The sequence below is a fragment of the Amycolatopsis sp. NPDC051716 genome (genome assembly GCF_040681595.1).
GTDB lineage: Bacteria > Actinomycetota > Actinomycetes > Mycobacteriales > Pseudonocardiaceae > Amycolatopsis.
Genome location: NZ_JBFAZA010000002.1, coordinates 295,648 through 311,023 on the forward strand (window position 1 = coordinate 295,648; position 15,376 = coordinate 311,023).

A 15,376-nucleotide genomic window follows, 5' to 3' on the forward strand; every position below is an offset into this window, starting at 1 on the left:
AAGTCGCGACTTTAGGGCATTCGGTCTGTTCTTCCGCGAAGTTGCTTCCCAAAGCCGACCGGATGGCTCAGACTCCTGCGCCATGGGGAATCCGGGGGTGTCCTTGGTGTGGCGTGCCGCCTATCGGCGGGCGGTGCGGTCGGCGTTCGCCACCGTGCCGTTCTACCGCGAGCGCTGGGCGCTCGACGGCCGGGAGGACCCGGTGGTCGTGCCCGGTCGCACCGGGACGAACGGTGGCGCGGCGCCCCTCGCGGAAGCCGTGCACAAGCTCGTCGACCTCGTGCCGCTCGCCGGCGGCGCGTCCCGGCCCGATCCCGTGCGCGGTCTCGGCCGGGTGCTGCGGACGGCACGGGCTCCCGGGCCCGGGAGCCTCGTCGTCCTGCTCGGACCGGACGACCTGCGGCCGCCGGCCGACCTGCCGAAGGGGGTGCGCGGCTGCGTCGCGGACCCGGACGGGCCGAACGCGCCGGTGCTTCGCGAGCTGACGGCCGCCCTGCAGCGGGGGCACCGCGTGCTCGTGGTCGGTGACGACAAGGCGATCGCCGCGTTCCCCGGCGAAGACCGCGTCGAGGCCGTGCCGCACCGCGAACTCGACTCGCTGGACAGCGGTCCCTACGGCGTGCTGCACGACCCGGTGCTCGGGTACCTCGGCGCCCTGGGGAACTGCGGCCGCTGGCACCTCGACTGGCCGCACGTCTACGCGCGGCCGACGGACGGCGGGCTCGCCTTCACCCTGCTGCGCCAGGATTCCCCGCGGTTCGTGGACATCCTCCCGGCCGGCGGGGTGCGCGGCGAGATCGCTCCCTGCCCGCGCCACGGCACCCCGGTCGTCCTCACATGAGGTTCGAGTTCCACGATCCCCGCGTGGACCCGGCACCCGCGGGCTGGGCGGACTTCTTCCGGACCGCGCGGCTGCACCCGGTGTGGGACTACGAGCTGCTGGGGCTCGAGGCGTGGGGCGCGCGCAACCCGCAGCGGATCGCCGTCGCGACGGACGGCGGCGAGGTCGTGGCCGGAATGTCCGTCCTGGTCTGCTACCCGCGGCTGGCTCCGCGGTTCGCGCCCGCGCCGGGACGGCGATCGCTGCGGCCGTTCTGGGCCGAAGTGTTCCTGCCGTGGCTGAGCGGCTACCCCGGCATCGTGTTCGCGCCGGGTTTCCCGGCAGGCGACCGGGCCGGGCTGCTCCGGGAGTTCGAACGGGCGCTGCGGCGCCACCTCGGGCCCGGCCTGCTCGGCGTCCTCTACCGCGCGATCGACGAGGAGTTCGCGGGGCACACGGCGGGCCGGGGCCGCCTGGTCCGGCTCGCGCAGCCCACGGCCGTGCTGGAGAACCGGTTCGAGTCCGAAGAGGACTGGCTCAAGACGCTCCCCGGTGCCCGGCGCTCCAGCCTGCGCCGGCGGCGCCGCCGGATCGCCGAAGACCCGGAGCTGGTCGTCCGCGGGGGCCCCGGCCGCGACGACGTCGACGGCGCCGAGGTCGCCGCCTTGGTCAAGGCGCACCGGGAGCGCTACGGGAAGCTGCCGCTGGACACGCGCACGGTCCCGTCGGCGGGCTTCCTGCACCGGTTCGTCCGGCGCCCGGACGTGCACACGCTCACCTACGCCGACCCCGGCGGCCGGCTGCTCGCGGTGAACACCCTGCTCGACCACCCGGACAGCCCCTGCATGCAGCACTGGGCGGCGCTGCCGCTGGACGAGCGCGGCCGGGGTTCGGGCCTGTACTTCGATTCCTACGTCCGCGCGGTGCGGTTCATGACGCAGCGCGGGGCGAAGGAGCTCTCGGCGGGCCGCGGCATGAACGAGCTCAAGGAGGAGCTGGGTTTCCTGCCGCGCAAGCTGTACGCGGCCGCGGCACCGAGGCCGGTGCTCGGCCGGTGACCGCGCCCGCCTCGACGACGTCGGTCGTGGACGTCCACGACCCCCGGACCGATCCGCCGCCCGAGGGGTGGGCCGGCTTCCGCGGCCGCTGCCTGCCGCCCGTGTGGGATTACGAGCTGCTGCGCCGCGAGGCGTGGCTGGCGAAGAACCCGCCGGTGCTCGCGGTCGTCCGGCGGGGCGCCCGGGTCGTCGGCGCGCTGTCGGTGATGGTGTGCCGCGGCTGGGGTGCGCGGGAGTTCGCGCCGGTGTCCGGTGGCCGGTTCCCGCTGCGCTGGGCCGAGGTCTACCTCCCGCTGCTGAGCGGCTATCCCGCGTGCGTCTTCGACGACGACGTCGACGTGCCTTCGCGGCGCGAGGCGATCCGCGAGTTCGAACGGGCACTGCGGCGGTACGTCGGTGCCGGCCTGCTCGGGGTGGTCTACCGGGCGATGAACCCGGAGCTGGTGCCGGCGCTGGCGGGCCGCGGCCGGATCAGCCGCGAGATCGATCCGGCCGCCGTGCTGCGCAACACGTATGCCACGCCGGCCGAGTGGGAGGCGTCGCTGAGCGCCGAGGTCCGGCGGTACCTGCACGCCGACGTCGCCACCGAAGCGGCGTTCGGGCGCACCGACCTCGACCCGCACGAGCTGGCGGTGCTGCTCAACGCCCACCGCGCCCGGCAGGACGAACGCGCGTGGGCGGGTGGTCAGCGCTCGCGTGTCGGCGGGCTGCACCTGGACACCCGCAGCCCGATCGCTTCCGGGTACCTCGACGCGCTCGTCCGGCGGCCGGACGTGCTGACCCGCACCTACCGCGACGGCGCCGGCCGGCTGCTCGGCTTCAACACGATGATCGACCACGAGAGCGGCTGCGCGGTCCACCACTGGGCGGCGCGGCCGAGCGCGGCCGGCGGCCGGAAGGGTCTCTATGTCGACTGTTACGCGAAGTGCGTGGCGCACATGATCGCCGCCCGCCGGCCGGAGCTGACCGCGGGCCGGGCCATGCTGCCCGAGAAGTCCGCGCTGGGCTTCGGCACGCGGAGCCTGTTCTCGGTGGCCGTGCCCCGGCCGGTGCTGGGCCGATGATCGACGTCCTCGACCCGCGCCACGACCCGGAACCGGCGTACTGGACGGCGTTGCGCGAGCGAGCCGGGCTCCGGGCGGATTGGAGCTGGGAGGTGCTCGTCACCCAGGCCTGGGCCGCGCGGACCCCGCAGCCGATCACGGTGTTCCGGGACGGGGACCGGCCGTGCGGGGTGGTCAGCGCCGCGTGGGTGACCGGCCGCACCCGGCGGTACCGGTTCGCGGGGGCGGGCCGGGGCCGCGTGGGCGGGCTCGACGTCCGGGGGCCCGGCGCGAGTTCGCAACCCGGCTGGTGGTTCGCGGACGACGACGCCGACGGCGGCGTGCGGCGGCTGCTCGAAACGTACGTCCCGGCGATGCGGGCCGCGCTCGGGCCGGGGTTCGGCGGGCTGCTGCTGCGGCAGATCGGCGCGGCGGGCCGGGACGCCGCCTCCGGCCGGTTCCGGCTGGTGCGGCAGACCGAGGACATCGCCGTGCTCGACCTCGCGGAGTTCGGCTCCCGCGACGACTGGATGAACTCCCTGGCCCGGAAGCGGAAGCAGAACCTGCGCAAGATCTTCCGCACCTTCGACGCCGATCCGTCGGTCGAGGTGCGGTTCGTGCCGGGGAAGGACGCCGACCCGGTCGCCGTCGCGGAGGTTCTCCGGGTGAACGAGCACAAGCACCGTGACGTGCCGATCGTGCCGCTGCCGCACTTCACCGGCTACCTGACGGCGCTGCTGCGCCAGCCCGATGTCGGGGTGATCGAGTACCGGGACACGCGTACCGGCCGGCTGCTCGCCCTGGCGACGTTGTTCGACCACCCGGCGCGGCCGATCGCGCGGCACTGGGGTGCGCTCCGGCCGGAGGACGGCGGCCGGCCCAACCTGTACTTCCACTTCTACGGCGAAGCGGTGCGCTGGGCGATCGAGAACGGGCGCGCGTCCGTGGTGTTCGGGAAGAAGATGGCCGAGATGAAGGCGTCGCTCGGCGCGCGGCTCGTACCCCAGTACGCGGCCGCCATCCCGGCGTGGTGCTAGCTTCCGGGCGTCGCCTACCCGCAGGAGCCGCCATGCCGATGATCAGCGTTGCCATGTTCCCCGGCCGCACGCCGGCCCAGAAGAGCGCCTTGGTCCGGGAGCTGACCGACGCCTTCATCCGCACCTGCGGCGGCAAGCCCGAAGGCGTCCAGGTGACGCTCGTCGAGGTCGGTGCCGACCACTGGGCCACCGGCGGCGTCCTGCACTCCGAACGCTGAGCCGCCGCCGGGAGACCGGGCAGGTCTCCCGGCGGGTGCGTCAGCGCAGGCCGAGGGCCCGCAGCGCGAAGTGGACCTCGATCGACGTCTGCTTGATCGTCTCGGCGATCACCAGCGAGCCGTGGCCCGCGTCGTAGCGGTAGAACTCGTGGTGCAGGTCGCGGCCGCCGAGCCGGTCGAGGTAGTTCTCGATCTGGCGGATCGGGCAGCGCGGGTCGTTGTCGCCGGCCAGCACGAGCACCGGTGCCGTCACGGCGTCGACGTACGTGATCGGCGAGCACTCCCGGTACACCGCGGGCACGTCCTCCGGCGAGCCGCCGAAGAGCGCGCGGTCGAACGAGCGCAGCTGCTCCATCTCGTCCTCGTACGCGGCGACGTAGTCCGCCACCGGCACCCCGGCGACGCCCGCCGCCCACCGCGCCGGCTGCGTGCCGAGCGCGAGCAGGGACAGGTAGCCGCCCCACGAAGCGCCGTTCACGACGCACTTCGCCGGGTCGGCGAGTCCACTTTGGATGGCCCAGTCGTGGACCGCGGCGACGTCTTCCAGTTCGGTCAGGCCGGGCCGGCCCTCGATGGCGTCGCGCCAGGCCGAGCCGTAGCCGGTCGAGCCGCGGTAGTTGACCTCGACCACGGCGAACCCGGCGTCGAGCCAGGTCGCGCGGTAGGCGGAGAAGCGGTCCTCGTCCGCCGCGTGCGGGCCGCCGTGCAGGGAGAACACCGTGGGCAGCGGACCGTCCGGCGCGCCCGACGGCCGCGAGACGAGCGCGTGGATCCGGCCGCCGACGCCTTCGACGAACGCGTCGATCACCGGCTCCGACCCCGGCGCCCGCTCACCCGGCGGCTCGAGCAGGATCGCGTCGGTGCCGTCGGTGGTCCGCGCACGCACGGCGGTCGGCTCGGCGGCGCTGGACCAGGAGTACTCGACCGTGCCGTCCGGGCGGACGCCCGCGCCGCCGATCCGGCCGGCCGGGGTGTCCACAGAGGACAATTCGGCCGTGTCGAGGTCGTAGCGGTACAACGAACTGCGGCCCTCGTGGAAGTGGACGACGAGCAGGGCGCGCGCGTCCGGGTACCAGCCCGCGACGACCTCGCCGGGCAGGTCCAGCTCGATCTCGGTTTCGGTGCCGGCCCGGACGTCCCAGACCAGCAGCTCCTCGCGGCCCCGGCGTTCGTGCAGCACCAGCAGGCGCTGGTCACCGGGCAGCGGGGAGAACTCGAGCGCGGAGAGGCCCTTGCCCTCGCCGTCCCACAGCTCGGCGACGGTCCCGAACCCGTCGGTCGCGAGCACTCGCAGCGCGGGGTGGCGCGAATCGCCGTGCTCGGAGTGCGAGATCACGATCAGGCTCTCGTCGCGGGACAGGGACGCGATGCCGGCGTCGTCCGGGTGGCTGTAGAAGCGGCGCGTTTCGCCGCCGACCCGGGCGAACAGCTCGCTGCCGTCGTCGGTCGAGACGCCGATCGCGACCAGGCGCGTGCCGATCTCGAGGCCGGCCGGGTAGCCGTCGTGGACGTCCGGCACGGCCTTCTCCGGCTTGCTGCCCTCGGTCGCGGCGAACGGCTCGCGGACCCAGGAACCGAACTCGTCGCCGTCGGTGTCGTCGAACCACCAGATCCACTCGCCGTCCGGGGACGGCGTCGAGTGCAGGGTGCCGTTGGGCCGGTCGGTGACGCGGCGGTGCTCGTCCGTCGCGCGGTTCCAGGCGTAGACCTCCCAGACGCCGCTGGCGTTGGAGACGTACACGTTGGCGTCAGGGGCGTCGCGGGCCCACTCGGGCACGGAGATGCGCGGGGCGTGGAAGCGGGCGCGCCAGCGGGCTTCGGCTTCGGCGTCGTCGAACAGCCGGTCCGGGACCACCGCGGGCGGGAATTGCTTGGCTGACTGCGTGCTCACCCCTCGATCCTGCCACCTTCTGGCCGTACTGTGTGCGGGGTGCTGGAGGGTTACGCGCCGGGCTACGGGCGAGACGCGGTGTCGATGATGTCCGCGCGCACGTCGGCGGAGCGGGCGACGTTCGCCCAGCCCCTGTTCCGGCCGGGGATGTGGGTGGTCGACCTCGGCTGCGGCCCCGGCTCGATCACCCTGGGCCTGGCCGAGGAGGCCCGGGTGACGGGCGTCGACCGCGACGCGGGCCAGGTGGCGATGGCCCGGGACGCGGCCCGCCGCGCCGGACGCTCCACAGTGGACTTCCTGGTGGCGTCGGCGTACGACCTGCCGTTCGCGGACGGCAGCGTGGACGTGGCGTTTTCCCACGCGCTGTTCGAGCACCTGGCCGCCCCACGGGACGCGCTGGCGGAGCTGCACCGGGTGCTTCGCCCCGGCGGCCGGCTGGCCTTGTCCACATCGGACTGGAGCAAGGCCCGCCTGCGCCCGAAGACGGCGAACGTCGACGCCGCGCTGCGCGGCCACTACCTGCTGCGCCGCCGGGCGGGCGGCGACCCGTTCGCCGGCCGCACGATCACGGACCACTGCGCGTCGGCGGGGTTCACCGGGATCGTCTCGCGCGCCCGCTACCGCGAGGACATGACGTACCGGGGGCTGGCGAAGTACGTGGAGTCCCGGCTGAGCGAGGCGGTGGCGGACCCGCGGTTCGGCCGCGACCGCGACCAGCTGGCAAGTGCGGCTCGTTCGGCGCAGACGTGGGTGCGCAGCGGCGACGGGGACTTCAGCCAGTGCTGGGTCGAGGTGACGGCCACGCGATGAACCGGCGCTGAAACCAGAAGAGCCGGTGTCCGAAGACACCGGCTCTTACTCGTCGGGGTGGCGGGATTCGAACCCACGACCTCCTCGACCCGAACGAGGCACGCTACCAAGCTGCGCCACACCCCGAGGTACTGCTTAACGGGTCGTGGAGAAGTCTAGCGGACGGTGTCGCGGGCTTTCCGGCGGGCCGCCTTACGCGGTTCCTCGGTGCCTGATCCGCGCGGGACCAGCGTCAACAGGCTCGCCTCCGGCGGGCACGCGAACCTGGCCGGGGCCCACGGCGACGTCCCCAACCCGGCCGAGACGTGCAGCCACATGTGCGCTCCCCACCGCGACGCCCCCCGCGCCCGGCTGCGATCCAGGTCACAGTTGGTGACGATGGCGCCGTAGCCCGGGAGCCGGAGCTGGCCGCCGTGGGTGTGGCCCGCGAGGACCAGGTCGTAACCGTCCGTGGCGAACGTGTCCAGCACCCGCGGCTCCGGCGAGTGCGTCACGCCGAGGCGCACGGCCGCGCCGCTGTCGGCCGGCCCCGCGATGTCGGCGTAGCGGTCGCGGCGCAGGTGGGGGTCGTCGACGCCGGCCGCGAAGACCCGCTGCCCGCCGACGTCGATCGTGCGGCGGACGTGCGTCAGGTCGGTCCAGCCGTGCTCGACGAACGCCGCGCGCAGGTCGCGCCACGGCAGCTGGACGCCGTGGATGCGCTTCTTCTTGCCCCGCGGCATCAGGTAGCGGGCCGGGTTCTTCGGCTTGGGCGCGTAGTAGTCGTTGCTGCCGAAGATGAACACGCCGGGCCGGTCGAGCAGCGGGCCCAGCGCCCGCAGCACCGCCGGGACGGCTGTCCGGTGCGAGAGGTTGTCGCCGGTGTTGACGACGAGGTCCGGGTTTAGCTCGTCGAGCGCGGCGACCCAGCGCTGCTTGCTGTGGTGGCCGGGCAGCATGTGCAGGTCCGAGACGTGCAGGATGGTGAACGGCCGGGACCCGGGCGCCAGCACCGGGAGTTCGGCGGTGCGGAGGGTCCAGCGGCGCCGTTCGATGCCGACGGCGTAACCGAGGGTCGCGGCTCCCAGCGCGACCGTCCCCGCGGCGAGGCGCGCGGCCGTCGCCCCCGACGTGCGTGTGTTACTGAGCGTGCTCACGAACTCCAGGATACGTGCTCAACAGTTGGATGACTTCGCCGCCGTTCCGGGGAACCTCGCGCTTAGCATTTGCGTCGGCCCGGATACGGGAGATCAGGCCGGGGGGCTTGGGGAGAACGATGGAGCAGTTCGGGCCGTACCGGATCGAGGGCCTGCTGGGCCGCGGTGGCATGGGCGAGGTCCACCGCGCCTACGACACGGCGCACGACCGCGTCGTCGCGCTGAAGCTGTTGTCCGAGCCGTTCGTCACCGACGAAGCCTTCCGCGCGCGCTTCCGCCGCGAGTCGCAGATCGTCGCGCGGCTGCGGGAACCGCACGTGATCCCGATCCACGCCTACGGCGAGATCGACGGCCGCCTGTACCTCGACATGCGGCTCGTCGAGGGCCGCGACCTCAAGGAGGTCCTGGCGGACGGGCCGCTCGACCCCGCGCGGGCCGCCGGGATCGTGGCGCAGGTCGCGGGCGCGCTGGACGCCGCCCACGCGGACGGCCTGGTGCACCGCGACGTCAAGCCGTCGAACGTGCTCGTGACGAGCGCCGGCTTCGTGTACCTGGTGGACTTCGGCATCGCGCGGTCGATGACCGCCGAGGGGACGTCGATCACCGGCACCGGCAACGTGATCGGCACCCTCGACTACATGGCGCCGGAACGCTTCGGCGACGCCCCGATCACCGGGCTCGTCGACGTCTACGCGCTGGCGTGCGTGTTCTTCGAGTGCCTCACCGGGCAGCGCCCGTTCCCGGCGGAAGGCGCGGCGGCGCAGATGGGTGCGCACCTGACCGCCCCGCCGCCGGTGCTGTCCCGGGTGCGGCCGGGCCTGCCGCCGGCGTTGGACGCCGTGGTGGCGCGCGGCATGGCGAAGCACCCCGCCGACCGCTACCCGACGGCGGGAGCGTTCGCCGACGCGGTCCGCGCGGCGGTGACCGCGCCGGCGCCACCCATGCCGACGTGGCAGAAGACGTTGCCGCACGCTGCTCCGGCGCCGATGACCCCGCCGCGGCCGATGCCGCTCCCGACGGCGCCGCACCCGGGTCCGCCGACGGGACCGCTCACCCGACCGCCGAGCGCCCGGTTCCCGGCCCCGGTCGCGCCGCCGCCGGCGTCGCCCGCGAAGTCGCAGCGGAACCGGTGGATCGCGCTGTGCGCCGCGCTGGCGGGCATCGTCGTGGTGGCGCTGGTGATCACGTACGTCATGACGCGGGACAGGACGACGCAGACGGCCGGACCGGGCCCGACGACGAACCCCCCGGCCACCGGTGAGACGTCCACGCCGCCGCCGGAACCCTCCCCGGAGACGTCGGCTCCACCGTCCACTTCGGAATCGAAGCCGGCCCACGACGAGCGCCTGGCCGCCGCGGTACCGCCGATCTACCGGACGTGCACCGACGCGGCAGCGCCCGCCGGAGCGGTCGCGGCGGTCGAGTGCGCCGGTTCGACCGTCGGAGACGTCAAGATCGGCAACGTGTGGTTCGCCGAGCCGACCGGCGCGCGATTCCTCCGCTTCGCCGACGCCGCGGCGATGGACGCGTTCTTCCAGAACATCGTGAGGACGCAGGGCCTCACCCGCAACGACGCCCAAGGGGCGTGCCGCCCCAAGACGTACCCCAAGATCTGGGGCACGTACTACCGGGCGGAGGTCCGCAACCCGGTCCCGGGCGAGTACCTGACCTGCTTCCCGGGCGACCCGGCCCAGCTGGTGTGGACGGAGAAGAAGAACCTGGTGGCGGGCATCCTGCTGTCCACGAAGGTCAGCACCGCCGACGATCTCGACAAGCTCTACGCGTGGTGGAACTCGTTGATCCTGGTGGACATGGGAAGCGGCTGAACGGCGAAGCGGGGCGGGAGGTCGCCCTCCCGCCCCGCTTCACCGGGTGAACCTAGCGGCCGGGGCCGCCCATGTACTGCGGGTCCGGCTGCGGCAGCTGCATCACCGGCTGGCTGGCGTCCATGATGTTCTTCATCGCGCCGAACCACGTCCGGGCCGGGGCGTGCCCACCGAAGATGTTGCCGTCGCGGCCGCCCGGGCAAAGACCGACCCGGCCGGGGCCGCCGTCGCAGATACCACCCTTGCCGCCGCCGAACTTGAACGTCATCGCCGCACCCGCCATCTGCGGGGTGCCACCGACGAACGCCGCGGAGACGTTGGCCTGCGTCGTGCCCGTCTTGCCGATGAGCGGCCGGTCCCAGCCGACTTCGGCAGCGGCCTTGTACGACGTGCCGCCCGGCTGGTCGTCCTTGCTCATCCCGACCGCCAGGGTGTTCGCCAGGCCTTCGGGCACCGCTTGTTCGCACGGTGCTTCCTTGACCGGCACCGGCTGCCCGTTGCGGTCGGTCACGCCGGCGATCGGTGTCGGCGGGCACCACACACCGCCGGAGAGGATCGTCGCGGCGACGTTGCCCATCTCGAGGCCGCTCACCGGGCTGAACCCGAGCGTGAACGCGCCGAATCCCGGGTTGTTCCCTCGCGGGCCGTAGTACTCGGCTTGGCTCAGGCGCTTCTCGTCCTTGTCCGCCTTCGGATCGACCGTCCCGCCCCCGATGCTGCTCCCCATCGTGTCGCGCAGACCGAGCCGCTTGGCCATGTCGATGGCCGGACCGGTGCCGCCGAGCTGGTCCTCGAGTGCCACGAACGTGGTGTTCGGTGACGTCGCCAGGGCCGTCTGGAGCGTCGCATTGGCACCCACCCGGCTGTAGTCCCCGGCGTTCCCGACGCAGTACCAGTAGGAGTTGGGCTTCCCGGTCGGGGTGGTGCTGCACCCGCTCTTGGCGGTCCAGAAGACGTGCGACGTGTAGGAGTCCGGCATGTCCACCGGCGAATAGATCCCCGCGATCTTCTTGTCGAGGGCGGCCGCCGAGGTGAAGATCTTGAACGTCGACCCGGCACCACCGGTGTTGTAGACACCCGCGGGCAGCGTGTACGTCGTCTGGCCCGCGTCCTGGTTCTGCCCGTAGTCGCGGTTCGCCGCCAAGGCGACCACTTCGTGCCGGTCCTTGCCCGGTTTGATCAGCGACAACGTGTTCGCGATGTACGGCTGGGTCTTGTTGACCTGCGCCTCCGCCGAGACCTTCGCCTCGTGGTTGGCGCGCTCGTCCAGCGTGCTCTTGATCGTGTAGCCGCCGGAGTAGAGCTGGTCCTTCGTCATCCCGCCGGCCTTGAGGAGGTAGTCCTCGACGTACTGGCAGAAGAACCCCGCCTCCGGGCCCGCGCCGATGCAGTTGGCCGGCGGCTTCTTCGGGTTGTCCGGGACCACGCCCAGCGGCTCGGCCTTGAAGCGGTCCGCGTCGGCCTTCGCCAGCTTCTTGTTGTCCACCATCCGGTCGAGCACCAGGTTGCGGCGCGCGGTGGCCTTGTCCGGGTGGTTCCACGGGTCGTTGTTGATCGGGTTGTTCACCAGGCCGGCCAGCAGCGCGGCCTGCGGCACCGTGAGCTTCTCCGGAGTGGTGTCGAAGTACGCGTGCGCCGCCGCGCCGATGCCGAAGATCTGCCGGGAGAACTCGACGATGTTGAGGTAGTTGGCCAGGATCTGCTGCTTGGTCAGCTTCGTCTCGAGGTTGATCGCGATCCGCGCTTCCTTGAGCTTGCGGGAGATCGACTGCTCCTGGGCCTTCTTCTGGCCGATCGGGTCGTTCCGGTAGACGACGTTGATCAGGTAGTTCTTGGTGAGCTGCTGGGTCAGCGACGAGGCGCCCTGGGTGTCGGCGCCGGTGCTGTTGCTGACGGCCGCGCGCAGCGTGCCCTGCCAGTCGACGCCGTGGTGCTCGTAGAACCGCTTGTCCTCGACCGAGACCAGGGCCCACTTCATGGCCTCGTTGATCTGGTTCTCGTTGATCGGCAGCCGGTACTGGCTGTACAGGGTCGCGATCGGCTTGCCGGTGCTGTCGGTGACCGTCGTCACCAGCGGTGGCGGGATGTCCGCGAGATCGGAGGAGGTCTTCTCCACCGTCTCGCTGGCCTGGTTGGACATGACCCCGGCGGCCCCCACGACGGGGAAGAGCATGCCGGCGACGAGCACCCCCGCGAGCAGGCAGAGGCCGATGAGCTTGAACAAACCATCCGCTTTTCGCACGAGGGCCAGGCTACCCGGAACGGATCGGGCGGCGGTGACGCCGTGTCTCCGGAGGTGTGAATTCAGTGACAAAACAGCCCCCCTTCGGTGACAACTGGTAACGGACGGCATTCTGGGGCTCGACGGGGGGAACCGAGGGCCCCTACAGTCCGTCAACGTCTCACGAAGACAAGCCGACGGATGGATCAACGCGGGTGGGAGCTCGCCTGGTCCGAACGGAGGCACCGGCGCCGGGGAGGTGCCCGGGTAACCGACGTGAGCTGAGGGAGACACGCTCGCGGGGGCAAGGAGCGCAGTGCCTTTCCCCCGCTGGTGCGTCGATCACCAGGGTAGGGAGCTGGGGGTATGGAAACCAACCAGTCGAGCTGGCGAATCAACGCGTCCTGCCGGGACGCCGATCCGGACGGCCTGTTCGTCCGGGGTGCGGAGCAGAACCGCGCGAAAGCGGTCTGCATGGGCTGCCCGGTCCGCACGGAATGCCTCGCCGAAGCGCTCGACGGCCGGATCAACTTCGGCGTTTGGGGCGGCATGACCGAACGGGAGCGGCGAGCTCTGCTGCGCCGCCGTCCGGACGTGGTGAGCTGGGCCGAACTGCTCGAAGCGGCCAAGAGGGACGCGGAAGAGCGCGTCTCGGTCGGCTGAACGTCCTGCCGCACCCGGTCGTGAGTGGTAAGGCGGGTTAGAACCCTCGTTACCACTCACGACGGGTGTGGGCAGGTCAGCCGGCGAGCTTCACGCCGATGTCGCGCAGGCCCTCGAGGTCGTGCACGTCGCCGGCCAGCGCCGGCACCTTCGCCAGCGCCACCTCCGGGTGCGCCCGGGTGAACCGCGCCAGCAGCCGTTCCTCGCGCGCCGCCAGCTCGACGCGGTCGGCGTGCAGCCGCAGCACCGCCTCGGCCAGCGGGGCGTTCGTGTCGCCCTCCTGCAGTGACTCGGCCGCCGCCAGCGCCTCCGCGCCGGACAGCTTCGCGAGCACCGGGTGCGTCCGGTTCGCGATCAGCCCGCCCAGCGGCATCGACTCGGCCGAAAGCCGCTCCACGAAGTAGGACGCCTCGCGCAGCGCGTCCGGCTCCGGCGCGGCCACCACCAGGAACGACGTCCCGGACGAGCGCAGCAGCTCCGCGGTCTTGCGGGCGCGCTCGCGGAAGCCGCCGAACATGCTGTCGAAGGCCTGCATGAACGCCGACGCGTCGGTCAGCAGCTGGCCGCCGATGATCGTCGACACCGCCTTGGCGAACATCGAGAACCCGGCGTTGACCACCTTGCGCAGGCCCCAGCCGCCGGCCTTCGCCGGGGCGGTGAGCAGCCGGATCATCCGGCCGTCCAGCGCGGAGGAAAGCCTCGTCGGCGCGTCCAGGAAGTCCAGCGCGGACCGGCTCGGCGGGGTGTCCACGATGATCAGGTCCCACTCGCCGGTGGCGGCGAGCTGGCCCAGCTTCTCCATCGCCATGTACTCCTGCGTGCCGGAGAACGACGTGGAAATCGTCTGGTAGAAGGGGTTCTGGAGCAGCTGCTCGGCGCGCTCGGGGCCGGCGTGCACGCGCACCATGTCGTCGAAGGTGCGGCGCATGTCGAGCATCATCGCCCAGAGTTCGCCCTTCGGCTCGAACCCCTCGACCTGCACCTGCCGCGGGTGGTTGCCGAGTTCGCGCAGGCCGAGCGCCTGGGCCAGCCGGCGGGCGGGGTCGATCGTCAGCACCACGGTCTGGCGACCGCGCTCGGCCGCGCGCAGGGCCAGCGCCGCGGCCGTGGTCGTCTTGCCGACGCCACCGGAGCCGCAGCAGACGATCACGCGGCTTTCCGGGGCATCGAGCAGCGCGTCGATGTCGATGGTGGTCACAACCGCACCCCCTGGTCGGTCAGGGCTTCGGCCAGCTCGTAGAGGGCGGCGACGTCGATGCCGTCGGTCACGTCCGGCAGCTCCAGGGTGGGCAGGTCGGCCTCGGCGAGCTGCTCGCGGGCCCGCTGCTCGGCCGCGACCCGCACGGCGTGCTCGACGGTCTCGTCGACCAGCGCGTCGAGGGTCTCCTGCGGCAGCTTCAGCCCGGCCGCCGCGAGTCCGGAGCGCACGCGCGAGGCGTCGACGCGCCCGTCCGCGGCCGCGGTGATCGAGCGGGCGGGCAGCCGCTCCGGCCGGACCCGGTTGACCAGCACCGCGCCCGGGCGCAGGTCGGCGCCGTCCAGCTCGGCCACGGCCTCGACGGTTTCGCGCACCGGCATCTCCTCCAGCAGCGTGGCCAGGTGCACGGCGGTCTGCCCGGAGTGCAGCAGGCGGACGACGCCGTCGGCCTGGCCGCGGATCGGGCCGGTCTTCGCGAGGTCGGTCAGCGCCTTGGTGACGTCGAGGAACTTGACGACCCGGCCGGTCGGCGGCGAGTCGACGACGACGGCGTCGTAGGTGTGCCGCCCGTCGGACTCGGTCCGGCCGACGCACTCCTTGATCTTCCCGGTGAGCAGGACGTCACGCAGGCCCGGCGCGAGCGTGGTCGCGAACTCGATCGCGCCCATCCGCCGCAGCGTCCGGCCGGCGAAGCCCAGGTTGTAGAACATCTCGAAGTACTCGAGCAGCGCGGCTTCGACGTCGATGTGCAGCGCGCGCAGCTCCCCGCCACCCGGGACGGACGCGATGCGCTGCTCGGCGTAGGGCAGCGGCTCGGTGTCGAAGAGCTGGGCGATGCCCTGGCGGCCCTCGACCTCGATGAGCAGCACGCGGCGGCCTTCGCGGGCGAGCGCGAGGCCGAGCGCGGCGGCCAGCGTCGTCTTGCCCGTCCCGCCCTTGCCGGTGACGAAGTGCAGCCGGGCGCGGGCAAGCTCGTCGGTCCAGCCGGCATGGGAAATGGTCACTTCTTCACCCTAAATCAGTGCTCAGCTGGCCAGCAGCATGACGCTGACCGCAGCGGCGACCGCGGCGACGAGCGCCCAGCTCACGAGGCCGGGCAGCACGGTGAGGGTGAGCACGCCCACCACGACCAGCAGGGTGAAGGTGATCACCCCGCCGAGCGCGACCTGGCCGGAACTCTGCGTCCGGTCGCGCACCTTCGCCATCACGACGAGCATCAGCGGCAGCCCGGCCGCCGCGAGCAGTGCCGTCGCGATCACGCGCCAGGTGTCCACGGGCCCACGCTAGCGTCGCGGCCACCGAGCCCGAGAGACTTCGCGCACAGCCGGAAGGGGGGGGGGGGGGGGGGTGGGGGGGAGTATGTTAGAGGGGCGACCACACAGAGAGAAAAAGGCCTACACGGCAGGGGCGCGCGGCGCCCCCCCCCGGCCGCGCCCGCGCGCCGCCCACGCCGCG

At 72.5% G+C, this 15,376-nt stretch carries 14 protein-coding genes and 1 tRNA gene; 8 read left to right on the forward strand and 7 right to left on the reverse strand.

Going from position 1 to position 15,376, the window contains the following annotated elements:
• Positions 1–133: 133 nt before the first annotated feature.
• The 5 genes from AB0M30_RS03615 to AB0M30_RS03635 are packed head-to-tail and all read left to right on the forward strand — an operon-like array spanning position 134 to position 4,176.
• The gene (locus AB0M30_RS03615; RefSeq protein ID WP_364579606.1) at positions 134–841 is read left to right on the forward strand and encodes a hypothetical protein; all 708 of its coding nucleotides are present in this window, start codon (positions 134–136) and stop codon (positions 839–841) included.
• Positions 838–1,878 (forward strand): GNAT family N-acetyltransferase, encoded by a 1,041-nt coding sequence (locus tag AB0M30_RS03620; protein WP_364579338.1) that lies wholly within the window; start codon positions 838–840, stop codon positions 1,876–1,878. The genes AB0M30_RS03615 and AB0M30_RS03620 overlap by 4 nt, the downstream gene beginning before the upstream one ends.
• Positions 1,879–1,904: 26 nt before the next feature.
• Positions 1,905–2,942, forward strand: coding sequence for a hypothetical protein (locus tag AB0M30_RS03625; protein WP_364579609.1), 1,038 nt, complete (start codon positions 1,905–1,907; stop codon positions 2,940–2,942).
• Positions 2,939–3,958 (forward strand): GNAT family N-acetyltransferase, encoded by a 1,020-nt coding sequence (locus AB0M30_RS03630; protein ID WP_364579340.1) that lies wholly within the window; start codon positions 2,939–2,941, stop codon positions 3,956–3,958. Before AB0M30_RS03625 ends, AB0M30_RS03630 begins: the two co-directional genes overlap by 4 nt.
• On the forward strand, positions 3,952–4,176 hold the full coding sequence (locus AB0M30_RS03635) for a tautomerase family protein (protein WP_364579611.1): 225 nt from the start codon (positions 3,952–3,954) through the stop codon (positions 4,174–4,176). Before AB0M30_RS03630 ends, AB0M30_RS03635 begins: the two co-directional genes overlap by 7 nt.
• A gap of 40 nt (positions 4,177–4,216) precedes the next feature.
• Here the strand turns inward: AB0M30_RS03635 and AB0M30_RS03640 are convergent, their stop codons facing one another.
• Positions 4,217–6,067, reverse strand: a complete 1,851-nt coding sequence (locus AB0M30_RS03640; RefSeq protein ID WP_364579343.1) for a prolyl oligopeptidase family serine peptidase — start codon at positions 6,065–6,067, stop codon at positions 4,217–4,219.
• A gap of 39 nt (positions 6,068–6,106) precedes the next feature.
• Between AB0M30_RS03640 and AB0M30_RS03645 the strand changes: the two genes are divergently transcribed.
• Positions 6,107–6,877 (forward strand): methyltransferase domain-containing protein, encoded by a 771-nt coding sequence (locus AB0M30_RS03645; RefSeq protein ID WP_364579344.1) that lies wholly within the window; start codon positions 6,107–6,109, stop codon positions 6,875–6,877.
• 52 nt (positions 6,878–6,929) lie between these two features.
• Here AB0M30_RS03645 and AB0M30_RS03650 read toward each other — a convergent pair.
• Positions 6,930–7,003, reverse strand: a tRNA-Pro gene (locus AB0M30_RS03650).
• Between the two features lie 29 nt (positions 7,004–7,032).
• Positions 7,033–8,013 carry a metallophosphoesterase gene (locus tag AB0M30_RS03655; protein ID WP_199191435.1) on the reverse strand — a complete coding sequence of 327 codons (981 nt, stop codon included), beginning with the start codon at positions 8,011–8,013 and terminating at the stop codon, positions 7,033–7,035.
• A gap of 119 nt (positions 8,014–8,132) precedes the next feature.
• Here AB0M30_RS03655 and AB0M30_RS03660 point away from each other — a divergent pair, with 119 nt between their 5' ends.
• The gene (locus tag AB0M30_RS03660) at positions 8,133–9,839 is read left to right on the forward strand and encodes a protein kinase (protein WP_364579347.1); all 1,707 of its coding nucleotides are present in this window, start codon (positions 8,133–8,135) and stop codon (positions 9,837–9,839) included.
• 52 nt (positions 9,840–9,891) lie between these two features.
• On the opposite strand, the gene AB0M30_RS03665 is transcribed toward AB0M30_RS03660, so the two are convergent.
• Positions 9,892–12,081 (reverse strand): transglycosylase domain-containing protein, encoded by a 2,190-nt coding sequence (locus AB0M30_RS03665; RefSeq protein ID WP_364579350.1) that lies wholly within the window; start codon positions 12,079–12,081, stop codon positions 9,892–9,894.
• 345 nt (positions 12,082–12,426) lie between these two features.
• Here AB0M30_RS03665 and AB0M30_RS03670 point away from each other — a divergent pair, with 345 nt between their 5' ends.
• Positions 12,427–12,723, forward strand: coding sequence for a WhiB family transcriptional regulator (locus AB0M30_RS03670; protein WP_103340124.1), 297 nt, complete (start codon positions 12,427–12,429; stop codon positions 12,721–12,723).
• A gap of 76 nt (positions 12,724–12,799) precedes the next feature.
• On the opposite strand, the gene AB0M30_RS03675 is transcribed toward AB0M30_RS03670, so the two are convergent.
• From AB0M30_RS03675 to AB0M30_RS03685, 3 genes are read right to left on the reverse strand one after another with little or no spacing between them, the layout of a single operon-like run.
• Positions 12,800–13,921, reverse strand: coding sequence for an ArsA family ATPase (locus AB0M30_RS03675; protein WP_364579354.1), 1,122 nt, complete (start codon positions 13,919–13,921; stop codon positions 12,800–12,802).
• The gene (locus AB0M30_RS03680; protein ID WP_364579357.1) at positions 13,918–14,925 is read right to left on the reverse strand and encodes an ArsA-related P-loop ATPase; all 1,008 of its coding nucleotides are present in this window, start codon (positions 14,923–14,925) and stop codon (positions 13,918–13,920) included. The genes AB0M30_RS03675 and AB0M30_RS03680 overlap by 4 nt, the downstream gene beginning before the upstream one ends.
• Before the next feature lie 21 nt (positions 14,926–14,946).
• Positions 14,947–15,195, reverse strand: a complete 249-nt coding sequence (locus AB0M30_RS03685) for a hypothetical protein (RefSeq protein WP_360180788.1) — start codon at positions 15,193–15,195, stop codon at positions 14,947–14,949.
• Between the last annotated feature and the right edge of the window lie 181 nt (positions 15,196–15,376).